The sequence below is a fragment of the Acidovorax sp. SUPP2539 genome, from assembly GCF_030158975.1.
Lineage (GTDB): Bacteria > Pseudomonadota > Gammaproteobacteria > Burkholderiales > Burkholderiaceae_C > Paracidovorax.
The window spans coordinates 75,642-96,550 of record NZ_BQXJ01000005.1 but is presented as its reverse complement, the minus strand read 5'-3'; the positions used below and the strand labels follow the sequence as shown (position 1 = coordinate 96,550).

General features: G+C 62.4%; 20 protein-coding genes. 6 read left to right on the top strand and 14 right to left on the bottom strand.

The window, feature by feature from the left end; genetic code table 11:
* Nucleotides 1-2: 2 nt before the first annotated feature.
* From phoU to pstS, 5 genes are all read right to left on the bottom strand, one after another.
* The gene (gene phoU, locus AVTE2539_RS18185) at nucleotides 3-704 is read right to left on the bottom strand and encodes a phosphate signaling complex protein PhoU (RefSeq protein ID WP_272547863.1); all 702 of its coding nucleotides are present in this window, start codon (nucleotides 702-704) and stop codon (nucleotides 3-5) included.
* An 11-nt stretch (nucleotides 705-715) separates the two neighbouring features.
* The gene (gene pstB, locus AVTE2539_RS18180; RefSeq protein ID WP_272547864.1) at nucleotides 716-1,498 is read right to left on the bottom strand and encodes a phosphate ABC transporter ATP-binding protein PstB; all 783 of its coding nucleotides are present in this window, start codon (nucleotides 1,496-1,498) and stop codon (nucleotides 716-718) included.
* Nucleotides 1,499-1,517: 19 nt separating this feature from the next.
* Nucleotides 1,518-2,399 (bottom strand): phosphate ABC transporter permease PstA, encoded by an 882-nt coding sequence (pstA, locus tag AVTE2539_RS18175; protein ID WP_272568960.1) that lies wholly within the window; start codon nucleotides 2,397-2,399, stop codon nucleotides 1,518-1,520.
* On the bottom strand, nucleotides 2,396-3,409 hold the full coding sequence (gene pstC, locus AVTE2539_RS18170) for a phosphate ABC transporter permease PstC (RefSeq protein ID WP_272569680.1): 1,014 nt from the start codon (nucleotides 3,407-3,409) through the stop codon (nucleotides 2,396-2,398). Before pstC ends, pstA begins: the two co-directional genes overlap by 4 nt.
* A gap of 72 nt (nucleotides 3,410-3,481) precedes the next feature.
* Complete coding sequence (gene pstS, locus AVTE2539_RS18165; protein ID WP_272568958.1) at nucleotides 3,482-4,522, bottom strand: phosphate ABC transporter substrate-binding protein PstS; 1,041 nt, start codon at nucleotides 4,520-4,522, stop codon at nucleotides 3,482-3,484.
* Nucleotides 4,523-4,714: 192 nt separating this feature from the next.
* On the opposite strand from pstS, the gene AVTE2539_RS18160 reads away from it, so the two are divergent.
* From AVTE2539_RS18160 to AVTE2539_RS18150, 3 genes are all read left to right on the top strand, one after another.
* A complete protein-coding gene (locus AVTE2539_RS18160; protein ID WP_284412723.1) occupies nucleotides 4,715-5,209 on the top strand; it encodes a fasciclin domain-containing protein in 495 nt (164 codons plus the stop codon).
* 125 nt (nucleotides 5,210-5,334) lie between these two features.
* The gene (locus AVTE2539_RS18155; RefSeq protein ID WP_284413239.1) at nucleotides 5,335-6,813 is read left to right on the top strand and encodes a Ppx/GppA phosphatase family protein; all 1,479 of its coding nucleotides are present in this window, start codon (nucleotides 5,335-5,337) and stop codon (nucleotides 6,811-6,813) included.
* A gap of 60 nt (nucleotides 6,814-6,873) precedes the next feature.
* On the top strand, nucleotides 6,874-7,347 hold the full coding sequence (locus AVTE2539_RS18150; RefSeq protein ID WP_284412721.1) for a hypothetical protein: 474 nt from the start codon (nucleotides 6,874-6,876) through the stop codon (nucleotides 7,345-7,347).
* Between the two features lie 51 nt (nucleotides 7,348-7,398).
* Here AVTE2539_RS18150 and AVTE2539_RS18145 read toward each other — a convergent pair whose 3' ends face one another.
* From AVTE2539_RS18145 to AVTE2539_RS18135, 3 genes are all read right to left on the bottom strand, one after another.
* Complete coding sequence (locus AVTE2539_RS18145) at nucleotides 7,399-7,863, bottom strand: SixA phosphatase family protein (RefSeq protein ID WP_272568952.1); 465 nt, start codon at nucleotides 7,861-7,863, stop codon at nucleotides 7,399-7,401.
* Nucleotides 7,860-10,043 (bottom strand): polyphosphate kinase 1, encoded by a 2,184-nt coding sequence (gene ppk1, locus AVTE2539_RS18140; RefSeq protein WP_502868950.1) that lies wholly within the window; start codon nucleotides 10,041-10,043, stop codon nucleotides 7,860-7,862. Before ppk1 ends, AVTE2539_RS18145 begins: the two co-directional genes overlap by 4 nt.
* 118 nt (nucleotides 10,044-10,161) lie before the next feature.
* Entirely contained in the window at nucleotides 10,162-10,998 is an 837-nt protein-coding gene (locus AVTE2539_RS18135; RefSeq protein WP_284412716.1) for a GNAT family N-acetyltransferase, read from the bottom strand.
* 259 nt (nucleotides 10,999-11,257) lie between these two features.
* Here AVTE2539_RS18135 and AVTE2539_RS18130 point away from each other — a divergent pair, with 259 nt between their 5' ends.
* On the top strand, nucleotides 11,258-13,477 hold the full coding sequence (locus AVTE2539_RS18130) for a sensor domain-containing protein (protein WP_284412715.1): 2,220 nt from the start codon (nucleotides 11,258-11,260) through the stop codon (nucleotides 13,475-13,477).
* A 53-nt stretch (nucleotides 13,478-13,530) separates the two neighbouring features.
* Here the strand turns inward: AVTE2539_RS18130 and glmM are convergent, their stop codons facing one another.
* The 4 genes from glmM to AVTE2539_RS18110 all read right to left on the bottom strand — a co-directional run bounded on the left by glmM (nucleotide 13,531) and on the right by AVTE2539_RS18110 (nucleotide 18,595).
* Nucleotides 13,531-14,865 carry a phosphoglucosamine mutase gene (gene glmM, locus AVTE2539_RS18125; protein ID WP_272568945.1) on the bottom strand — a complete coding sequence of 445 codons (1,335 nt, stop codon included), beginning with the start codon at nucleotides 14,863-14,865 and terminating at the stop codon, nucleotides 13,531-13,533.
* A gap of 34 nt (nucleotides 14,866-14,899) precedes the next feature.
* Nucleotides 14,900-15,739, bottom strand: a complete 840-nt coding sequence (folP, locus tag AVTE2539_RS18120; protein WP_284413237.1) for a dihydropteroate synthase — start codon at nucleotides 15,737-15,739, stop codon at nucleotides 14,900-14,902.
* 84 nt (nucleotides 15,740-15,823) lie between these two features.
* A complete protein-coding gene (ftsH, locus tag AVTE2539_RS18115) occupies nucleotides 15,824-17,743 on the bottom strand; it encodes an ATP-dependent zinc metalloprotease FtsH (protein ID WP_272568943.1) in 1,920 nt (639 codons plus the stop codon).
* Nucleotides 17,744-17,932: 189 nt separating this feature from the next.
* A complete protein-coding gene (locus AVTE2539_RS18110; RefSeq protein ID WP_272568942.1) occupies nucleotides 17,933-18,595 on the bottom strand; it encodes an RlmE family RNA methyltransferase in 663 nt (220 codons plus the stop codon).
* Between the two features lie 20 nt (nucleotides 18,596-18,615).
* On the opposite strand from AVTE2539_RS18110, the gene AVTE2539_RS18105 reads away from it, so the two are divergent.
* On the top strand, nucleotides 18,616-19,092 hold the full coding sequence (locus AVTE2539_RS18105; RefSeq protein WP_272568941.1) for a YhbY family RNA-binding protein: 477 nt from the start codon (nucleotides 18,616-18,618) through the stop codon (nucleotides 19,090-19,092).
* The gene (locus tag AVTE2539_RS18100) at nucleotides 19,092-19,835 is read left to right on the top strand and encodes a glycosyltransferase (protein ID WP_284403787.1); all 744 of its coding nucleotides are present in this window, start codon (nucleotides 19,092-19,094) and stop codon (nucleotides 19,833-19,835) included. Before AVTE2539_RS18105 ends, AVTE2539_RS18100 begins: the two co-directional genes overlap by 1 nt.
* Before the next feature lie 35 nt (nucleotides 19,836-19,870).
* Here the strand turns inward: AVTE2539_RS18100 and AVTE2539_RS18095 are convergent, their stop codons facing one another.
* Nucleotides 19,871-20,278, bottom strand: coding sequence for a DUF4149 domain-containing protein (locus AVTE2539_RS18095; protein ID WP_284412713.1), 408 nt, complete (start codon nucleotides 20,276-20,278; stop codon nucleotides 19,871-19,873).
* A 15-nt stretch (nucleotides 20,279-20,293) separates the two neighbouring features.
* The gene (gene greA / locus AVTE2539_RS18090) at nucleotides 20,294-20,770 is read right to left on the bottom strand and encodes a transcription elongation factor GreA (protein WP_272568938.1); all 477 of its coding nucleotides are present in this window, start codon (nucleotides 20,768-20,770) and stop codon (nucleotides 20,294-20,296) included.
* Nucleotides 20,771-20,909: the final 139 nt, after the last annotated feature.

Here is a 20,909-nt window from a genome sequence, read left to right as displayed (position 1 = left end):
TTTCAAAGCACGGCGGACTCGATCTGGTCCAGTGCAGTATGGCGCACGTCCTTGCCTTTGACGAGGTAGATGATCAGTTCGGCAACGTTCTTGGAATGGTCACCGATGCGTTCGATCGCCTTGGCGAGGAAGAGCAGGTCCAGACTGGCCGAAATGGTGCGCGGGTCTTCCATCATGTACGTGATGAGCTTGCGCACGAAGCCGTCGAACTCCTTGTCGATGAGGTCGTCCTCTTTGAGGATCGCCACGGCCGCCTTGGTGTCCAGGCGGGCAAAGGCATCCAGCGTCTTGCGCAGCAGGCCGGAGGCCAGATCCGCGGCCACCCGCAGATCGCTGGTGGGCAGCAGCCGGGCAGAGCCGCTTTCGATGATGGACTTCACCATGCGCGCCATCTTGTTGGCCTCGTCGCCCATGCGCTCGAGATTGGCAGTGGCCTTGGAGAACGCGATCAGCAGGCGCAGGTCACGCGCGGTCGGCTGGCGGCGCGCGATGATGGACGACAGCTCGTGGTCGATCTCCACTTCCATCGCGTTCACGCGGTGCTCGGTGGCAGCCACCTGGTCGGCGGCTTCCACGCTGAACTGCGAGAGTGCGTAGATGGCCTGGCGGATCTGCGATTCCACCAACCCGCCCAGTTCCATGACGCGGGCGGAAATGCTGTTGAGTTCGCTGTCGAACTGCGAAGAAAGGTGCTTGTCGGGCATGTTGTCGCTCCTCAGCCGAACCGGCCGGTGATGTAGTCCTCGGTTTCCTTGCGCTGCGGCTTGAAGAACATCTGTTCGGTTTCGCCGAACTCCATCAAGTCGCCGAGGTACATGTAGGCCGTGTAGTCGCTGCAGCGCGCAGCTTGTTGCATGTTGTGCGTCACGATCACCACGGTGTAATCGTTCTTGAGTTCTGCAATCAGCTCTTCCACCTTGGCGGTGGAAATGGGGTCCAGTGCCGAGCATGGCTCGTCCAGCAGCAGCACTTCGGGCTTGATGGCGATGCCACGCGCGATGCACAGCCGCTGCTGCTGCCCGCCGGACAGGCCGGAGCCGCTCTGGTGCAGCTTGTCTTTCACTTCATTCCACAGGGCCGCCTTGCGCAGCGCCCACTCCACCCGGTCGTCCATGTCGGTGGCGTTCAGGCTCTCGAAGAGCTTCACGCCGAACGCGATGTTGTCGTAGATCGACATGGGAAACGGCGTGGGCTTCTGGAACACCATGCCGACCTTGGCGCGGATCAGCGCCACGTCCTGCTTGCTGGTGAGCAGGTTCTCGCCGTCCAGCACGATCTGGCCTTCGGCGCGTTGCTCGGGATACAGCTCGAACATGCGGTTGAAGGTGCGCAGCAAGGTGGACTTGCCGCAGCCCGACGGACCGATGAAGGCAGTGACCTTCTTTTCCGGAATATCGAGGTTGATGCCCTTGAGAGCGTGGAACTTGCCGTAGTAGAAATTCAGGTCGCGGACCGTGATCTTCGGCGTCTCGGACACAGCGGGCGTTGGGGAGGGCATGGTGTCTTCCTTGTATTGCTTACTTCTGGCGCGTGAGCACGCGGGCCAGGATATTGAGGCCGAGGACGGCGACGGTGATCAGGAACACCCCTGCCCAGGCGAGCTGCTGCCAGTTCTCGTAAGGGCTCATGGCGAACTTGAAGATGGTGACCGGCAGGCTGGCCATGGGCTTGCCCAGGTCGGCATTCCAGAACTGGTTGTTGAGCGCCGTGAACAGCAGCGGTGCGGTCTCCCCAGCGATTCGGGCCACTGCCAGCAGCACACCGGTGATCACGCCGGCCCGGGCAGCACGCAACGTCACCATGGTGATCACCTTCCACTTCGGCGTTCCGAGCGCATAGGCCGCTTCGCGCAGGCTGGCAGGCACCAGCACCAGCATGTTCTCGGTGGTGCGGATGACCACGGGAATCACGATGAGCGCCAGCGCCAGGATACCGGCATAGGCGGAAAAGCTCTTGAACCGTGCCACGACCACCGCGTACACGAACAGGCCGATGACGATGCTGGGCGCAGAGAGCAGGATGTCGTTTACGAAGCGGGTCGTGGAGGCGAGCCAGCCGCGCGTGTCGTATTCGGCCAGGTACACACCGGCCATGATGCCGATGGGGGTGCCGACGAACGTGGCGAGCGACACCATCACGAGCGAGCCGAAGATGGCGTTGGAGATGCCGCCGACCTCGTTGGGAGGGGGTGTCATCTGGGTGAAGAGCGCCAGGCTGAGTCCGCCGATGCCCAGGCGGATGGTCTCCCACAGAATCCACACCAGCCAGAACACCCCGAACACCATCGCGGCGAGCGAGAGCGTCAGGGCGATGTTGTTCACACGCTTGCGGCTGTCGTAGCGGCGCTGGCGCACCTGCGCCATTTCAGCGGCCGTGATGAGGGTTTGCGACGTGCTCATGCGCGGGTTCCTTCGTTCTTTTGCAGTCGGGACAGCAGCACCTTGGACAGGGCCAAGACCACGAAGGTGATGAAGAACAGCACCAGGCCCAGGTAGATGAGCGAGGCCTGATGCAGGCCTTCGCCGGCTTCGGCGAACTCGTTGGCCAGCGCGGAGGTAATGCTGTTGGCGGCTTCGAAGACCGACAGCGAATTGAGTTGGTTCATGTTGCCGATCACGAAGGTCACGGCCATGGTCTCGCCCAGCGCGCGGCCGAGGCCCAGCATCACCCCTCCCAGAACACCCGTCTTGGTATAGGGCAGCACGACCTTCCAGACCACCTCCCAGGTGGTGGAGCCCAGCCCGTAGGCTGACTCCTTGAGCAGCGCGGGGGTGACCTCAAAAACATCCCGCATCACCGCTGCGATGAACGGAATGATCATGATGGCCAGGATGATCCCGGCCGAAAGGATGCCGATGCCGACCGGGGGGCCGGACACCAGGGCGCCCAGATAAGGAATACCGCTGAACAGCGACTGCAGCGGCTGCTGGACCCAGGTGGCCAGAATGGGGCCGAACACCATCAGGCCCCACATGCCATACACGATGGAAGGAACCGCCGCCAGCAACTCGATGGCCGTGCCCAAGGGACGCTTGAGCCAGGCGGGCGAGAGTTCCGTCAGGAACAGCGCAATGCCGAAGCTCACTGGAACGGCGATGAGCAACGCGATGAACGATGTAGCGAGCGTGCCATAGATCATCACCAGGCCGCCGTAGTCGTTCTGCACGGGGTCCCACACGCTGCGCGTGAGGAAGGTCAGGCCGTACTTCTCGATCGAAGGCCAGGCACCGACCACGAGCGACAACAAAATACCCACGAGAAGCGCCAGCGTGAGCAGGGCCGCACCGCGGGCGAGAAAGCCGAAAACCCGATCGGCCATCACGCCCGACAGGAGCGGCGACCGCGGGGGCGGCGTGGTACGGGGAGCCTCGGCGCGAACCGGCATCGAGGACGACTGACGTACTGGCATGGTGCTGGACACTGCTGTGCCTTCCATAAGAAAAAACGAACTGGTGGCCCGCGTCGGCGGGCCACCATGGGATCACTTCAGCGAAACGGCTTTGCCGGAAGTGTCCTTGATGTCACCCCAGGACTTGATGATGACGTTCTTCACGGAGTCGGGCATGGGCACGTAGTCCAGGTCCGCCGCCGTCTTGTCACCCGACTTGTAGGCCCACTCGAAGAACTTGAGCGAGGTGGTTGCCTGCGTGGGCTTGTCCTGCGTCTTGTGCATCAGGATGAAGGTGGCACCCGTGATCGGCCATGCATCCTTGCCTGGCTGGTTGGTGAGGATCTGATAGAAGCTCTTGGCCCAGTCGGCGCCGGCAGCGGCGGCCTTGAAGGCGCTGTCTTCCGGCGACACGAAAGCGCCGTCCGCATTCTGCAGCTGGACGTAGTTCAGCTTGTTCTGCTTCACATAGGCGTATTCCACGTAGCCGATGGAGTTCGGCAGACGACCCACGAAAGCGGCAACGCCTTCGTTGCCTTTGCCGCCGGCGCCGGTGGGCCAGTTCACGGCGGTGCCCTCACCCACCTTGGACTTCCACTCGGCATTCACCTTGGACAGGTAGTTCGTGAAAATGAAGCTGGTGCCCGAGCCGTCCGCACGGCGGACGGGAGCGATGGCAGCGTCCGGAAGGTTCACGCCGGGGTTCAGCGCCTTGATGGCCGCATCGTTCCAGTTCGTGACCTTGCCCAGGTAGATATCGCCCAGCACTTGCCCGCTCAGCTTGATCTGGCCGGGCGAGATGCCCTTGATGTTCACCACGGGAACCACGCCACCGATCACGGTGGGGAACTGCAGCAGGCCCTTCTTGGCCAGTTCGTCGTCTTTGAGGGGCGCATCGGACGCACCGAAATCCACCGTCTTGGCTTCGATCTGGCGCAGGCCGGCACCCGAGCCCACCGACTGGTAGTTGATCTTGACGCCGGTGGCCTTGTTGTAGTCGGCAGCCCACTTGGAATACAGCGGTGCGGGGAAACTCGCGCCAGCACCCGTGGCTTCCTGCTGGGCCCAGGCGCTGGAAAAAGCGCCGGCCGCGACCACACCAGACACCAGAATCCGAATCACAGACAGTTTCATGTAGGAACCTCTTGGTTGAAAGAATCAGTGAGGCGACTCTAGAAGCGCTTTATGACACCATCGTGACATCCCCTGCAAGCTGTCATTCACGATTTTCAGAGGGGCAGCTGCCCGTACTTGTCACGCAATCGTCATCATTGCTGCGTAGCCTCCGGCGCACCGACCCCGTCGGCAACCCTTCGGAGAACCAACATGTACCGCCGCTACGTCTTTCCTTTTCTGCTTGCTGCCCTGACTGCCGCGACGCTGAGCGCTTGTGCCACGGGCCCCAGCGCCTCCAGCCCCATTCCCGCCACGCTGGCGGCAACCCCCTCCATCAGCACATTCCGCACGCTGGCCACGCAAGCCGGTCTGGCGGATACGCTGGCTGCCAACGGCCCTTACACGGTCTTCGCCCCTTCCGATGAAGCATTCAAGGCTGTGCCAGCCAAGACGATGGCAGAACTCCAGGCCGATAAATCCAAGCTCCAAGCCGTCTTGAACTACCACATCGTTCCCAAGCGACTGACTGCGGCCGACATCCAGCCTGGCTCGGCGAAAACCCTGCAAGGCAGCGAAATCACCCTTTCGCGCGCCGGCACCTTCGTGACCGTGGAAGATGCGATGGTCGTTCAAGCCGACATTCCCGCCAGCAATGGGGTGGTGCACGTGGTCGACCGCGTGCTGATGCCACCGGCCAAGAAGTAACTGAATCGACATTGCAGGAGGGGCGGCATCCCCCGCCCTTCCTGGCACAGCTCCGATGCGCCATCGACTGGAGAGGCAGGTGCTATGCTGCCCCGCCTGAAAACCAGCGCGCCTTGCGCAACAACATGCACGACGGAACACTGCTTGCCGCTGTGGATCTCGGATCCAACAGCTTTCGCCTGGAAATCGGGCGTTTCGAACACGGCCATATCCAGCGTGTGGAATACCTCAAGGAAACGGTTCGTCAGGGCAATGGCCTGGATGAAGACCGCAACCTGACCCCCGAGGCCATGCAGCGTGGTTGGGACTGCCTTGCCCGCTTTGCCGAACGCCTGACCGCCTTCGAACCCCATCACGTCCGTGCCGTCGCCACGCAGACCCTGCGCGAAGCGCGCAATCGCGAGGTGTTTCTCCAACGCGGCAGCGACATCCTGGGTCACCGGATCGAAGTGGTCTCGGGCCCCGAAGAAGCCCGCCTGATCTATCAAGGGGTTGCGCGGCTGCTTCCACAGTCCGACGAGCGTCGGCTGGTCGTGGACATTGGCGGAAGATCCACCGAACTGATCCTGGGACAGCAATTTTCGGCGCGTGCCGTCGCGTCCTATCGGGTGGGCAGCGTGGCCTGGTCCAGCCGGTATTTTCCGGAAGGCATCTTCACGCCCCAGGCATTCCGAACGGCAGAGATCGCGGCCCAGGCCGTGCTGGACGAAGCACTCAACGTCTACCGTCCGGACACCTGGGACGTGGCTTACGGGTCCTCCGGCACGGTCGGGGCAGTGGGGGATGTGCTGGCCGCTGCAGGCCATCCCAGTGGACTCGTCACACGCCAAGGGCTGGATTGGCTGCAGGAGCAGTTGCTGCGTGTCCGATCGGCAGACCGCCTGCGCATGGAGGGGCTCAAGGAAGAACGCCGCAGCGTGATCGGCGGCGGACTCAGCGTGCTGCGTGCCATTTTCGAGTTGTTGCAGATCGATCAGATGCAGGTGGCTCAAGGGGCATTGCGCCAAGGGGCCCTGTACGACCTGCTCGACCGTGAACTACCGGAAACGGACTTGCGCTCTTCCACGGTGCGGGGATTGATGCACCGGTTCGCGGTGGACATCGAGCACGCTGAGCGGGTCGCAAAGACGGCCTGTTCGTTGTTCACACAGGCGTGCCGCAAAAACTGCGAACGCGCCGAGCGAAAACTGGCGTGGGCCGCGCAGTTGCACGAAGTGGGCTGCCGCATTTCGCACAGCGAGTACCACCACCATGGCGCGTACATCCTGGACCATACCGATGCTGCCGGCTTTGCGGTATGGGAACTGCACCGGCTGGGCCTGCTGGTGAAAGGCCATCGGGGGAAGGTCCGCAAGCTCGAAGCCGACCTTGACGATCCCGACCTGGCGCTGCAGCTGGTCTCCCTGCGGATCGCCGTGGCGCTGTGCCACGCCCGCCGCACGCCCGACATGCAAGGGTTGTCGCTTTCCCAGCAAGGCAATCGATTCGCTTTGTCCACACGCCCCGGATGGTCGGCCGCGTATCCACAGTCCGCTCATCTTCTCCGGGAAGAGAGCACGGCATGGATCAAAACGCCTTGGGAGTTCGCAGCAGAGCTGCAGTGATGGACAAATCGTCGGATGAAACGGTATAAACTGTATATACCGTTTTTTCATTCGACTCATATGCCCAATACGTCAGACGTTTCCACCACTTCTGCCTCGAACACCGCAGCAACCTCTGCTCCCGCAGCGAGTGCCGCCCCTTCGGCCAAGCCCGCCGCACGCAGCAAGGCTGCTGCGTCCAAGAAAGCCCCGGCCCGCAAGGCAGCGGCCAAGCCCGCTGTGGCCAGCCCGGCCCGCGACACCAAGGCCAAGAAGCCCAAGCTCGTGCGTGACAGCTTCACCATTCCCAAAGACGAATACGCCGCCATCGAAGCATTGAAGCTGCGCACCGGGCAACTGGGCACAACAGCCAAGAAGAGCGAATTGCTGCGTGCGGGCCTCAAGCTGCTCTCGGCGTTGGGTGACGATGCATTGGCGAAGGCACTGCAGGCCGTTCCGTCCATCAAGACCGGCCGCCCTAAGGCGCAAGCGCCTGCGCAGCCTGCACCCGTCGCCAAGAAGGCTGCCAAGCCGGCGAAAACGGCGCGCAAGTAAGCCAAGGGCATCGAGCGCCGGTTGGCCCTGGCGCTCATGGTGGTGCTGGTCTCAGAGAAAATCCGGGGACTGCACCGCCAGCAGGATGGTTTCCGTGGTTTCCGGCCGTTGCCGCTGACGCAGCCACCACACCGCCCCTTTGCGGATGGCGCATTCAGGCGCCTGCAAGGCCAAAAGGCTTGCCACGGCTTGGCCCAACACTGGCTGATGCCCCACCACCAGCACGGCACCGCGGGACTTCGGCCATTGCGCCAGTTCAAGCAGTTCCTGCGGGGTGCCGCCAGGCAGCAATTCGGCGCGCAGTTTGTACTTGCGCCCCAGGGCCTTCGCGGTGGCCTCGGTGCGACGCGCGGGGCTGGACAGCACGCGCAACCCATCGGGCAGCTGCCGATCCAGCCAAGCCGCCATGCGCGCAGCTTGTTTCTCTCCGCGCGCGGTCAAAGGACGATCCAGATCGTCTTCTCCCTCACGAAGCTCTTCAGCCTCCGCATGGCGCCAGAGGATCAGATCCATCATGCCTTGGAGCTGCCGCCGTGGGCCATTGTTCGGCCTGCCGCCGCAGCATAGCGGTCCATCAGCGCTTTTTGCGCACCTTTGCCAGACACGGGATGCGGCGCGCGCTCATACGTACCATCGGGCTGGAGAGTCCAGGCATCCCGATCGTCCTGCAGGTAAGCCACCAGACATTCATCGATGATGCGCTGCCGCAGTTCCTTGTCCGTGATGGGCCAGGCCAGTTCGACACGCCGCAGCATGTTGCGGTTCATCCAGTCTGCGCTGGACAGATACAGATCCTCTGCCTTGCCCGCCCGGAAATAGAACACCCGGGTGTGCTCCAGAAAACGTCCGATGACCGAGCGCACCCGAATGTTGTCCGTGGTGCCCTTGCGTTGCGCCGGCAGCATGCAGGCACCCCGGACGATGAGATCGATGCGCGCACCTTGCTGCCCCGCCTTGATGAGCGCGCGCATCAGCACATCGTCCGTCAGGGCATTCATCTTGGCCACAATGCGAGCATCGTCGCCCTTGGCCGCAGCCTCCCCTACCCGCTCGATCATGTCCAACATGTGCTGCTGCAAATGGAAAGGCGCGAGCACCAGCTTGCGCAACTTGGGCAGCTTGTTCTGGCTCGCCAGATGATTGAACACCGCATCCATGTCGGCGGTGACTTCGGCATCGGCCGTGAAATAGCTCAGATCGGTATACAGGCGTGCGGTCCGCGGGTTGTAGTTGCCCGTGGAAAGATGGCCATAGCGGCGCAGGTGCCGCCCTTCGCGGCGCGTGACCAGCAGCATCTTGGCGTGTGTCTTCAGGCCCACCACACCGTACACGACCTGCGCCCCGATGGACTCCAGGGCTTCCGCCCAATTGATGTTGGCCTCTTCGTCGAAGCGCGCCTTCAGCTCCACCACCGCCATGACTTCCTTGCCGCGCCGGACGGCCTCCCGCAGCAACTCCATCAACTCCGAATCGGCCCCCGTGCGATAAATGGTTTGCTTGATGGCAAGCACCTGAGGGTCGTTCACCGCCTCGCGCAGAAAGGCCAGCACCGCGTCGAAACTCTCAAAAGGCTGGTGGGCCAGCACATCGCGCCGCCCGATCTGTTCGATGAGCGAGCTTCCCGACTGGATTTGACGCGGCCAGACCGAACGCCATGGAGGAAACAGCAGTTCCGGATCGTTCACCAGGTCCACCAACTGCGAAAGCCTCACCAGATTCACGGGGCCGTGCACGCGGTACAGCGCCGCATCGGGAAGGGCAAACTGCAATTGCAGAAAATCGGACAAGAACCGCGAGCAGCTCGATGACACTTCCAGCCGCACCGCTTGACCATAGTGGCGATGCTCCAGACCCTGGCGAAGGGCCGTGCGCAGGTTGCGCACATCGTCTTCATCCACGGCCAGATCGGAATGGCGCGTGACACGGAACTGGGAAAACTCCGTCACTTCGCGCCCGGTGAAGAGCTCCGCCAGGTGTGCCCGCACAATGCTGGACAGACTGACAAATTGCGCTCCCGTCACAGCCACTTTGGCGGGCATGCGTATCAGGCGCGGCAAGACGCGAGGCACCTTGACGATGGCAATCTCGTTCTCGCGTCCGAAGGCATCGTTGCCTTTCAAACGCACGATGAAGTTCAGTGACTTGTTGGCGACCTGTGGAAACGGATGCGAAGGGTCCAGGCCGACCGGAATCAGCAAAGGCCTGACTTCCCGATCAAAGTATTCGTTCACCCAGCGTCTCTGTGCCCCGGTACGGTCGCCGTGGGACACGATGTGGATGTTCTGGGCCGCGAAGGCCGGGGTGAGCGATTCGTTGTACAGCGCATATTGCCGCGCGACGAGGTCATGGGCCTTGGCGGCCAACTCCTCGAACGAAGCGACGGTATACGGGCCTTTGGTATCGCCGTTCTGGGCGGCGGTCAGATGGGCCGCGGCACGCACCTCGAAAAATTCATCGAGATTGGAAGAAACGATGCAGAGGTATCGCAGGCGCTCGAGCAGCGGCACATCGGTCCGCGCGGCCCAGTCGAATACCCGCTCGTTGAAAGCAAGGATGCTGTGGTCGCGGTTGAGAAAATCAGGATCGGAGTTCAACGATTTCTCTGGCAAAGGGGGCGCATTGGCCTCCTCGACTTCCCCGGTAGGCACAGCAGATTGAAGAGGCGATTCGGGGAGGGGCTCTGAAGGCGACGGCATGACTGCTTTGAAAGGGATGGGTTCCACCCCAGTATTGGCAGTCACCATGACATTTTCATGACAATCCGGTGGAGGTGTCACGGAAGGTTTACTGAGGTTCATGACAGATAAAGCGCCGTCACACTCCGAGGAAGTGCTTTCGGTATCGCGAAGGCAAATCCGCAATGCGCATGAGCATCGGCAAATCGGCTGAGTTGAAATCGGGGTCCCAGGCCGGCGCACCGAGAACGCGCGCACCCAAGCGCAAATAGCCCTTGATGAGGGCGGGCGGCTCGATCGCCAGCGACCCGTCCAGTTGGTCCACAGGCAGCGGCAGCCGCGGGCGCACATGGAACTCGATGGGCGCTAGATGCGACTTCTGCACTTGGCTCCAGATGCTTGCAGCCGCATCGCCGCTCACCACCCCGTTGTGCAGCATGGGAATGCTGGCGCAACCGATCATGGTGTCGAGTTGATTGCGCACCATGAAGTCCGCCAGGGCGCTCCAAAGCGCCAGAATCACGCCCCCGTGCCGGTAGTCCGGGTGGACACAGCTGCGTCCCAGTTCGACCATGCGAGAGCGAAGCGTGCGCAGCCGCGTCAGGTCGAATTCGGTATCGCTGTAGGTACCGCCGACCCGGCGCGCTTGAGCGGGAGTGAGTACGCGGTAGGTACCAATGACCTGACGCGTAACCGTGTCCCGAACCAGCAGATGCTCGCAATATTCGTCGAAAAGGTCCACGTCATGGCCGGCCACCGAGGTATTGAGGCGCGCCCCCATCTCCGACGCGAACACCTCGAACCTCAGGCGCTGGGCTTCCCGGACTTCGTCGAGGTGCCGCGCCCAAGCCACTTCCACCCCGCCCTCGGTGGACAAACGGCTTGCCACATCGCCCGAATGGCGAGGGCGATGAAGTGACCCCCTGGGCAATGAGTCTGGACACAAGGGCATCGTCGGGATGGGTAGTTCGTTCACTCGTCTCTCCCTGCAAGGGTGGTTGGATCACAGCTTGAAGGAGCGTTGCCCTTCCCGCTTGGACGAGACTGTGGCAAACGGTGGTGACGCCGCCATGTCCAGGCCATGACAGCTTCATGACGTGGAAAGGAGAACGCCAGCCCTCCCAGGAAAAGGCATCCATCGCGCTTTTGATCGAGACAATCCCGAACTCAGGATTTCAGGGGCGACTGCTACACTTTCGTACAACTTGCCGCCCGCCAGGGCTTCACTCATTTCCATGTGCCCCACGCTTGATGCGCCCGTGCTTTCTCAGTCCGGGCCGACTTTGCAACGCATCCTTCGCGAGCAGCAGACTTTGTTGGACAGCGCCGGCGTGGGCATCGTGTTCATACGCCAACGGCAGATCGTTCGCTGCAACCAGCGCTATGCCGATATCTTTGGCTATGAAACGGTCGAAGAAACCATCGGGCTGAGCAGTCAGGCCCTGTATCCCACCCTCGACGCGTTCCGGGAACTGGGGCGCAATGCCTATCCGGTTCTCGCGCGCGGGGACACCTATCGCACCGAATGCCAGATGCGTCGCTGCAACGGCCGCTTGTTCTGGAGCAGCTTGGCCGGTCGACTGATCAACCCAGACGACACGGCGGAAGGATCCATCTGGATCATCGACGACATCGATGAGCAGCGGCATGCGCAAACCCAGCTCCATGCCGTGGTGCAGGAAAAGCAAGCCCTTTTCGACCAGGCCATGGTGGGCATCGCCTTCATCTCCAACCAGCGCATGACGCGCTGCAACCAGCACTTCGAACAGATGCTGGGCTATGGTCCTGGAGAGCTGGCCAACGCAGCGACGCGGCAGTGGCATTTCAGCGACGCGGACTGGGAAGACGCGAAAAAGCGCTGCTATGAACCGCTGCTGGACGGCAAGATCTTCGTGGGCGAGATGACCTTGCGCGGCAAGGATGGCCGCGCCGTGGTGTGCGAGGTACGTGTCAAGGCCATCGACCCCGCCCGCCCGGCCAATGGATCGGTTTGCATTGCCATGGACGTCAGCGAGCAGCGGCAGGCACAGGCAGAGCTGGCCCGGATGCACGCCGACCTGGAGCTTCAGGTGCACCAGCGCACCCGGCAGCTCAGCGAGACCGTGGAAAACCTGCACCGCGAGATCAACGATCGCAAGCACGACCAGGAACGCATCTATTGGCTGGCCCACTACGACCCCTTGACCGGCCTGCCGAACCGCACGCTCCTGGCTGAGCGCAGCCACCACGCGATCCGCGCCGCCAGCGAAGGGGGCACGCCACTGGCCGTCATCTTCCTCGACCTCGATCACTTCAAGCACGTGAACGACTCGCTGGGCCATCGGGTGGGTGACGCGCTGCTGGTGGAAATCGCCAAAAGGCTGCGGGCCGTCGTCCGCGACAAGGACACCGTGTCGCGCTTAGGGGGCGACGAATTCATACTGCTGCTGCCCGGGGCGAACGCGCATGGGGCGGCACGGGTCGCAGGCAAGCTGCAGGAGGCGTCGCGCCAGCACTACCAGATCGGGCACCACGAACTCACGATGGCACCTTCGATGGGCATCGCGCTGTTTCCACAGGACGGTGCGGATTTCGACACCCTGACCCAGTCCGCCGATGTGGCCATGTACCGGGCAAAGCTGGACGGACGCAACACCTACCGCTTCTTCACCCCGGAAATGCAGGCCCAGTCGGTGCGCGCCCTCCTGCTGGAGAATGCCCTGCGCCGCGCTTTGGAGCGCAACCAGCTACACCTGCACTACCAACCACAAATCACCATCGCGACAGGGGAAATCCGCAGCGTGGAAGCGCTGCTCCGCTGGGAGCACCCCGACCTGGGCAGCATCTCCCCTGCGGAGTTCATTCCCATCGCAGAAGACAGCGGCCAGATCCTGCAGATCGGTGAGTGGGTCATGCAGACAGCCCTGGACCAGTTGCAGCACTGGCACACCATGGGCATGGACTGGCTGGCCATGGCGGTCAATCTATCGGCACTGCAGTTCAGGCAGCCGCAGTTGCCCGAACTGGTCAGCCGGCTCCTGGACAGCACCTCGCTGCGGGCCAACCGGCTGGAGCTCGAACTGACCGAAGGCGTCGCGGTGGACGACCCCCGTTCCGCCATTGCCACCATGGACCAGCTCCATGCCCGGGGCGTGCGCATGTCCATGGACGATTTCGGAACGGGATATTCTTCGCTGAGCCAACTCAAGCGCTTCCAAATCTACAAGCTCAAGATCGACCAGTCGTTCGTCCGGGACCTGGGCAACGACAGCAACGACCGGGCCATCGTCAGCGCCATCATTCGCATGGCCCAGGCACTGGGCATCCGGACCACGGCCGAGGGCGTGGAAACGAGCGAGCAGCTGTCATACCTGCGCGAGCAAGGGTGCGATGAAGCACAGGGCTATTACTTCAGCAAGCCTTTGCCCGCCCACCAGATCACCGCCCTGCTGCAGCGGCAGCATGCGACGCAATAGGGTCGGATCAGACCCTGCGCCGAGTCAGCCCCCGGAGCCCGCTGCAGGTGGGCTCATCCCGCACGCGCCGCGTCGGCCAGCTGCTGCGCGAAGTGATTGGCATGGTCGGCATTGCTGGCCTCCACCATCACGCGCAGCAGAGGTTCGGTTCCGCTCGCGCGAATCAATACCCGCCCGGTTTCGCCCAACGCCGCCTCGACGGAGCGCAAGGTGTCTGACAAAGTGGTGTTGCTCTTCCAATCCTGCCCCGGTGCGAGCCGGACATTGAGAAGCACCTGCGGAAAGAGCTGCACATTCGCCAGCATGTCCGGCAAACCGCAGGCGTTGCGTACACACGCCTGAAGCACCTGGAGGGCGCTGATGAGGCCATCGCCCGTGGTGTGGCGGTCCAGGGCCAGCAGGTGTCCCGAACCCTCTCCGCCCAAAAGCCAGCGATGGCGGGCCAACTCTTCCAGCACGTACCGGTCACCGACTTTGGCACGCACGAACTGCACGCCCTGGGCCTTGAGCGCGAGCTCCACCGCCATGTTGGTCATGAGCGTGCCGACCACGCCCGGCACCGGCTCGCCCCGGCCCAAACGGTCCGAGGCCATGAGATACAGCAGTTCGTCGCCGTTGTAGAGCCGCCCTGCTGCGTCCACCATCTGCAGCCGGTCCGCATCCCCGTCCAGCGCCACGCCGAAGTGCGCATGGTTGGCGCGGACCGCCCGCACCAAGGCTTCGGGGTGGGTCGCTCCGACCTGGTGGTTGATGTTCAGACCATCGGGCGAGCAGCCGATGGCCAGCACTTCCGCACCCAACTCATGGAACACCTTGGGCGCAATGTGATACGCCGCGCCGTGGGCCGCATCCACCACGATCTTCACCCCCTTGAGGGTCAGATCCTGCGGGAACGTGCTCTTGCAAAATTCGATGTAGCGGCCCGCCGCGTCCTCCAGGCGCCTCGCTTTGCCCAAAGAGGCAGAGTCCGCCCAGACGGGGGCTTCATCCAGCGCCGCCTCCACCGCCATCTCCCACTCGTCGGAGAGCTTCGTGCCTTGCGCGCTGAAGAACTTGATGCCATTGTCCGGATAGGCATTGTGGCTGGCGCTGATCACGACACCGAGGCTTGCGCGCTGGGCACGGGTCAGGTACGCCACGCCGGGCGTGGGCAAAGGGCCCAGCAGCACCACATCCACCCCTGCAGAGTTGAAGCCGGACTCCAGCGCGCTCTCCAGCATGTAGCCGGAAATGCGCGTGTCCTTCCCAATCAACACCGTGGGCCGCTCCTCCTTGCGGCGCAAAACCCGGCCCACCGCATGCGCGAGCCGCAGCACAAAGTCGGGAGTGATGGGCGCCTGCCCTACGGTGCCGCGGATGCCATCCGTACCGAAATATCGACGTGTCATGATTTTTTGCCTCCGCCTGAAGGATATCCGCAGGCTAGAGTGAGGGTGGGGGAATTTGAGAGGCCTGCCAGACTTGCAATGCGGCGACGGTTTCGCGCACATCGTGCACACGCACGATGCGCGCGCCACGCTCCACGGCCAACAACGCCGCTGCCACGCTCGGGACCATGCGCTCTGAAACCGGCCACTGCGTGACCGCACCGAGCGACGATTTGCGCGACCAGCCAGCCAGCCAGGGGTAGCCCGCGCGGGACAGCAAAGGCTGGCAGGCAAGGAGCGCGAAGTTCTGCTCCACCGTCTTGCCAAAGCCAATGCCGCAGTCCAGCACGATGCGACTCTTTTCGACCCCCAGCGCATGTAAATCTAGGGCACATTGCTCTAAAAAAGATAGCACTTGAGAGACCACGTCTCCCTCCATCGGAGCTGCCTGCATGGTTTGGGGGTCGCGGTGCATGTGCATCAGGCACACCCCGCATGCAGGATGGCCGGCCACCACGGCTATGGCTCCGGGTTGCCGAAGGGCCCAGATGTCGTTGATGATGTCAGCGCCCAAATCCAGCACCGCACGCATCACCTCGGGCTTGTAGGTGTCGATGGACAACGGCACGCCCAGGCCCACCGCCGACCGGACCAGCGGCAACACCCGCGACAACTCCTCGTCCAGCGAGACGGCGGGACTGCCTGGGCGGGTGGATTCCCCCCCGATGTCCAGAATGTCAGCCCCCTGCGCCAGCAGGCTTTCGCAGTGGCGCATCGCGTCCGCGGTGGTGGCGTGCCGTCCGCCATCGGAGAAGGAATCCGGAGTGGCATTCACGATCCCCATGACCCGAGGCCGTGAGAGATCGATCTGGAATCGGCTGGTCTGCCAGTGCATCGACACGTGGAATGATTTAAACGAGAAGAACACAAAAACGGGGCACACAGGCCCCGTTGTTGGTTGCAGCGTTCCGCCGCAGGCTCAAGCGGCCGAAGGAGCAGGTTCGGTCGTCACGGCCGGCGTGCCGCCACCCGAGTTATCTCCACCCGACGATGGCGTGCGAGGCGTCCAGTCCTTGGGAGGACGAGGAGGCTTGCCTGCCATGATGTCGTCGAGCTGCTCGGTGTCGATCGTTTCCCACTCCAGCAGCGCCTTGGCCATGGCATGCATCTTGTCGCTGTTGTCTTCGATCAGCTTGCGTGCCAGCGCGTATTGCTCGTCGATGATGCGGCGAACCTCGCCATCGACCTTTTCCATCGTCTGCTCGCTCATGTTGTTCGTCTTGGTCACCGAGCGGCCGAGGAAAACCTCGCCCTCGTTCTCGGCATAGACCATCGGGCCCAGGGCCTCCGTCATGCCGTAGCGCGTCACCATGTCGCGGGCGATCGATGTGGCACGTTCGAAATCATTGCTGGCACCGGTGGTCATCTGGTTCATGAACACCTCTTCGGCAATCCGTCCGCCGAACAGCATGCTGATCTGGTTCAGCATGTACTCGCGGTCGTAGCTGTAGCGGTCCTTTTCAGGAAGGCTCATGGTCACGCCCAGTGCACGGCCACGGGGGATGATGGTGACCTTGTGAACCGGATCGCACTTGGGCAGCAGCTTGCCGATCAGCGCGTGGCCGGACTCGTGGTAGGCCGTATTGCGGCGCTCTTCCTCGGGCATGACCATGCTCTTGCGCTCGGGGCCCATGATGATCTTGTCCTTGGCCTTCTCGAAGTCCTGCATCTCCACGGTGCGCGCATTGCGGCGGGCCGCCATCAAAGCCGCTTCGTTGCAAAGATTGGCAAGGTCCGCACCCGACATTCCAGGGGTTCCGCGTGCGATCACACTCGGGTTCACGTCCTGGCCCACGGGCACTTTTCGCATGTGGACGTTCAAGATTTGCTCACGGCCGCGGATATCGGGCAGCGTCACATACACCTGGCGGTCGAATCGACCTGGGCGCAGCAAGGCGGCATCCAGAATGTCAGGGCGGTTGGTGGCGGCCACCACGATCACCCCGAGATTGGTCTCGAAGCCGTCCATCTCGACCAGCATCTGGTTCAAGGTCTGTTCGCGTTCGTCATTGCCACCACCCAGGCCGGCGCCGCGCTGGCGGCCCACCGCATCGATTTCATCGATGAAGATGATGCAAGGCGCGTTCTTCTTGGCGTTCTCGAACATGTCGCGCACGCGGGCTGCGCCCACGCCAACGAACATTTCCACGAAATCGGAGCCGGAAATGCTGAAGAAAGGAACCTTGGCTTCGCCAGCAATGGACTTCGCCAGCAGCGTTTTACCCGTGCCGGGAGGGCCGACCAACAGAAGGCCCCGTGGAATGCGGCCACCGAGCTTCTGGAATTTCTGCGGGTCTTTCAGGAAGTCGACGACTTCCTTGACTTCTTCCTTGGCTTCGTCGCACCCTGCCACGTCGGCAAAGGTCACCTGATTGCTGTTCTCGTCCAGCATGCGGGCCTTGCTCTTGCCAAAGCTGAAAGCCCCGCCCTTGCCGCCACCCTGCATCTGACGCATGAAGTAAACCCACACGCCAATCAGCAGCAGCATGGGGCCCCAGCTGACGAGCAGAGTCATCAAAAGCGAGCCCTCTTCCCGTGGCTTGACGTCGAACTTGACGTTGTTGTTGATCAGATCGCCCACCAATCCGCGGTCAAGATAGGTCGCGGTAGTGCGCAATTTGCGGTCATCGGTGGTGGTGGCGACGATCTCCGTGCCACCCTGCCCTTCCTGAATGGTCGCGCTCTTGATCCGGTTGCTGCGGACCTCCTCCAGGAATTCGGAGTACCCCACAGAGCCCGCGCTGGCGCCTGAACGGGTGTCGAACTGTTTGAACACCGTAAAGAGCACCATGGCGATGACCAGCCACACGGCAATTTTTGAAAACCACTGATTGTTCAAGCGGGGCTCCAGAAGCAAAGGGGATAACGCCACGAACGTGTCATGGAGACGTCCTAGCGCATTTAGGGCGCATTTTAGGCGTTTCAAGGTGGAAGGCGGTGCGATTTACCCCAGCAGAGGCCATGGTCAACCCATAGGAAGAATGCATTGGCATGGGTCGGAACCGCTGACGAACCGCATTCATACTGCTCAAGCCTGCTTTTTCAAGCCGATTCCCACCAAAAAAGTCTCGGAAGATTTGTCCCGCGAGGCTTTGGGCTTGATCGGCTTGACCACCTTGAATGTTTCCTTGAACAACTGCACCAGCTGCGCATACCCACTGCCATGGAACAGCTTGACCACGAGCGCCCCTTCGGGTTTGAGGTGCTGCACGGCGAATTCGACGGCCAGCTCGATCAGGTGGGAAATGCGCGCCGCGTCGGCGGACTCAATTCCGGACAGATTGGGGGCCATGTCGGAAACCACCACGTCGACAGCCCGCCCCTGGACGGCTTCCTGCAACTGCGCAAGAACGTCGTCCTCCCGGAAATCGCCCTGAAGAAAGCCGACCCCCTCGATCGGCTCCATGGGCAGTAGATCCAGGGCGATGATGGTGCCGTTGAGCTGGCCGACTGCCGCGCCTCCTGGCGACATGCGCCGCCGCAGGTACTGGCTCCAGGCACCGGGCGAGGACCCCAGGTCCACCACGACATGCCCTGGCTTGATCAGCCCCAGTTGTTCGTCGATCTCCTTGAGCTTGTAAGCGGCACGGGCGCGGTAGCCCTCTTTCTGGGCGAGCTTGACGTAGGTGTCGTTGACATGGTCGTGGAGCCACGCCTTGTTCACCTTCTTGCTTTTCGTGTTTGTTTTCATCCTGCCTCGATAATACGGCCATGCCCCAAATTCAATTGACTCCCGCAGAGCGCCGGGAACACCGCGCCAATGCCCACCATCTGGACCCCGTCGTCCTGATCGGCGGCGATGGGTTGACCCCCGCTGTCCAAAAAGAAATCAACGCTGCCCTCAATGCCCACGGATTGATCAAAGTCCGCGTCTTCAGCGACGACCGGACATCGCGCGAACAGATTTACCAGACATTGGCGGCAGAACTCAACGCTGCGCCGATCCAACACATCGGCAAGTTGCTGGTGCTCTGGCGCCCGCAGCCTCCCAAGGAGCGCACCGTCGACGAAGACCGCATGCCTGGCCCGCGCGATGTGAAAGTGCTCAAGTTCAGCAAGCGCGGCGGCCAGCGGCCCGAGATCAAGCAGTTGCGCGTCCTTGGCAACCAGCGATTGACGCCCGGCGGCCAGATCAAGCGGGCCAAGAAGCCCAAGCAGAAATCCGTCAAGAAGCGCCAGGCCGATTGATGGGCTCCAGCACGGCGCGAACGCGCCACGTGATCTGCATGAAATGGGGCACCAAATACGGCCCCGAATATGTGAACCGGCTTTACGCCATGGTCCGGCGTCATCTCACTGGCGATTTTCGCTTTGTCTGCCTGACGGATGATTCGACGGGCATCCGGGCCGAAGTGCAATGCCTTCCGATTCCCGCATTGGACCTACCCGCCGGCATTCCGGAGCGCGGCTGGACCAAGCTCGCCACGTTCAGCGCCGATCTGCATGGCCTGTCAGGCACCGCACTGTTCCTGGACGTGGATGTCGTCGTCACAGGCGGTCTTGATGCCTTTTTCGAAGCGCCGGGCGAGTTCCTGATCATCCATGACTACAAACGGCCCTGGCGCATCACAGGCAACTCATCGGTATATCGGTTCGAGATCGGTTCACACCCCGACGTACTCGAATACTTTCGCGGGCACTTCGATGCCATCCGCCGGAAGTTTCGCAACGAACAGGCCTACCTTTCGGACTTCCTGCATCAGCAGGGCAAGCTGAGCTACTGGCCCGCAGGCTGGTGCCCCAGCTTCAAGTACCACTGCATCCCTGCATGGCCTTCCAATTATTGGAAGCCGCCAATCGTTCCGGCCGACGCGCGCATCGTGATCTTTCACGGTGAGTGCAACCCGCCGGATGCCCTGGCAGGCCGGCGCAATCGCCGCTTTCGCCACATCCAGCCTGCCACCTGGGTGGCCGAGCACTGGAAAGAGTGAAAGGGCAGTGAAAGGACCGCCCCTGCGCCGAGAAATTAGCGCCGGGACGTTCGCCACAGGACGGCCAAAGCGCACCCCCACTGCAACGCGTACATCACGGTGCCCAAGCTGTGCCACAGCCGTAGATTCTGGCGAGCGACGATGCGGGGCGATACGCCGTACTGCACCAGCAACGCCAGTAAAAGCCCACCGATCACGAAGACCAGCGCGGCCTGGGCCCAGTCCTCCTGCGTCTCCGCATGCCGTCGTTTGGACAACAGGAGAAGGCACACGCAGCAAGCGATAGAGACGAAGGTTTGCGCCTCAAAAAGGCGTGCGGCCATGTTGCCTGCCAGCGCCGGTGTGGGCAAATGCACGAACAGGAGCGGTACGGCCAGGAACCCGATGGCCGACAAACTCCCCCACCACAATGCGGCCGCCAGAACGGGCACGCGGTCATACATGGCAGCGTCTTTCGATCAGATGTAGCTCACGCCCACCACTTCATAGCGGCGCAGGCCGCCAGGGGCCTGGACCTCGGCCGTGTCGCCCTCTTCCTTGCCAATCAGCGCGCGAGCGATGGGGCTGGACACATTGATGAGGCCCAGCTTCAGGTCGGCCTCGTCCTCGCCCACGATCTGGTAAGTAACGGCATCGCCGCTTTCTTCGTCTTCCAGCTTCACGGTGGCACCGAACACCACTTTGCCGCCCGCGTCCAGCGCGGTGGGGTCGATGATCTGCGCAGCGGACAACTTGCTCTCGACTTCCTGGATGCGGCCTTCGATGAAACCCTGCCGGTCCTTGGCGGCCTCGTACTCGGCGTTTTCGCTCAAATCGCCCTGGGCACGCGCCTCGGCGATGGCATTGATCACCGCAGGGCGTTCGACGGTCTTCAGGCGGTGCAACTCTTCCTTGAGCTTTTCAGCGCCGCGCTTGGTGATGGGAATGGTGGCCATTGAATCAGTCTCCACGTTCAATTCGACGCCGCGCAACGCGCGGCCCTCCTGGCGTCTTGCACACCCGTGGATGCACAAACGGACGCCCCAAAAGGAAACCGCCGCGCGTTGCCGCGCGGCGGTCTCTGGTCAGTGGCGA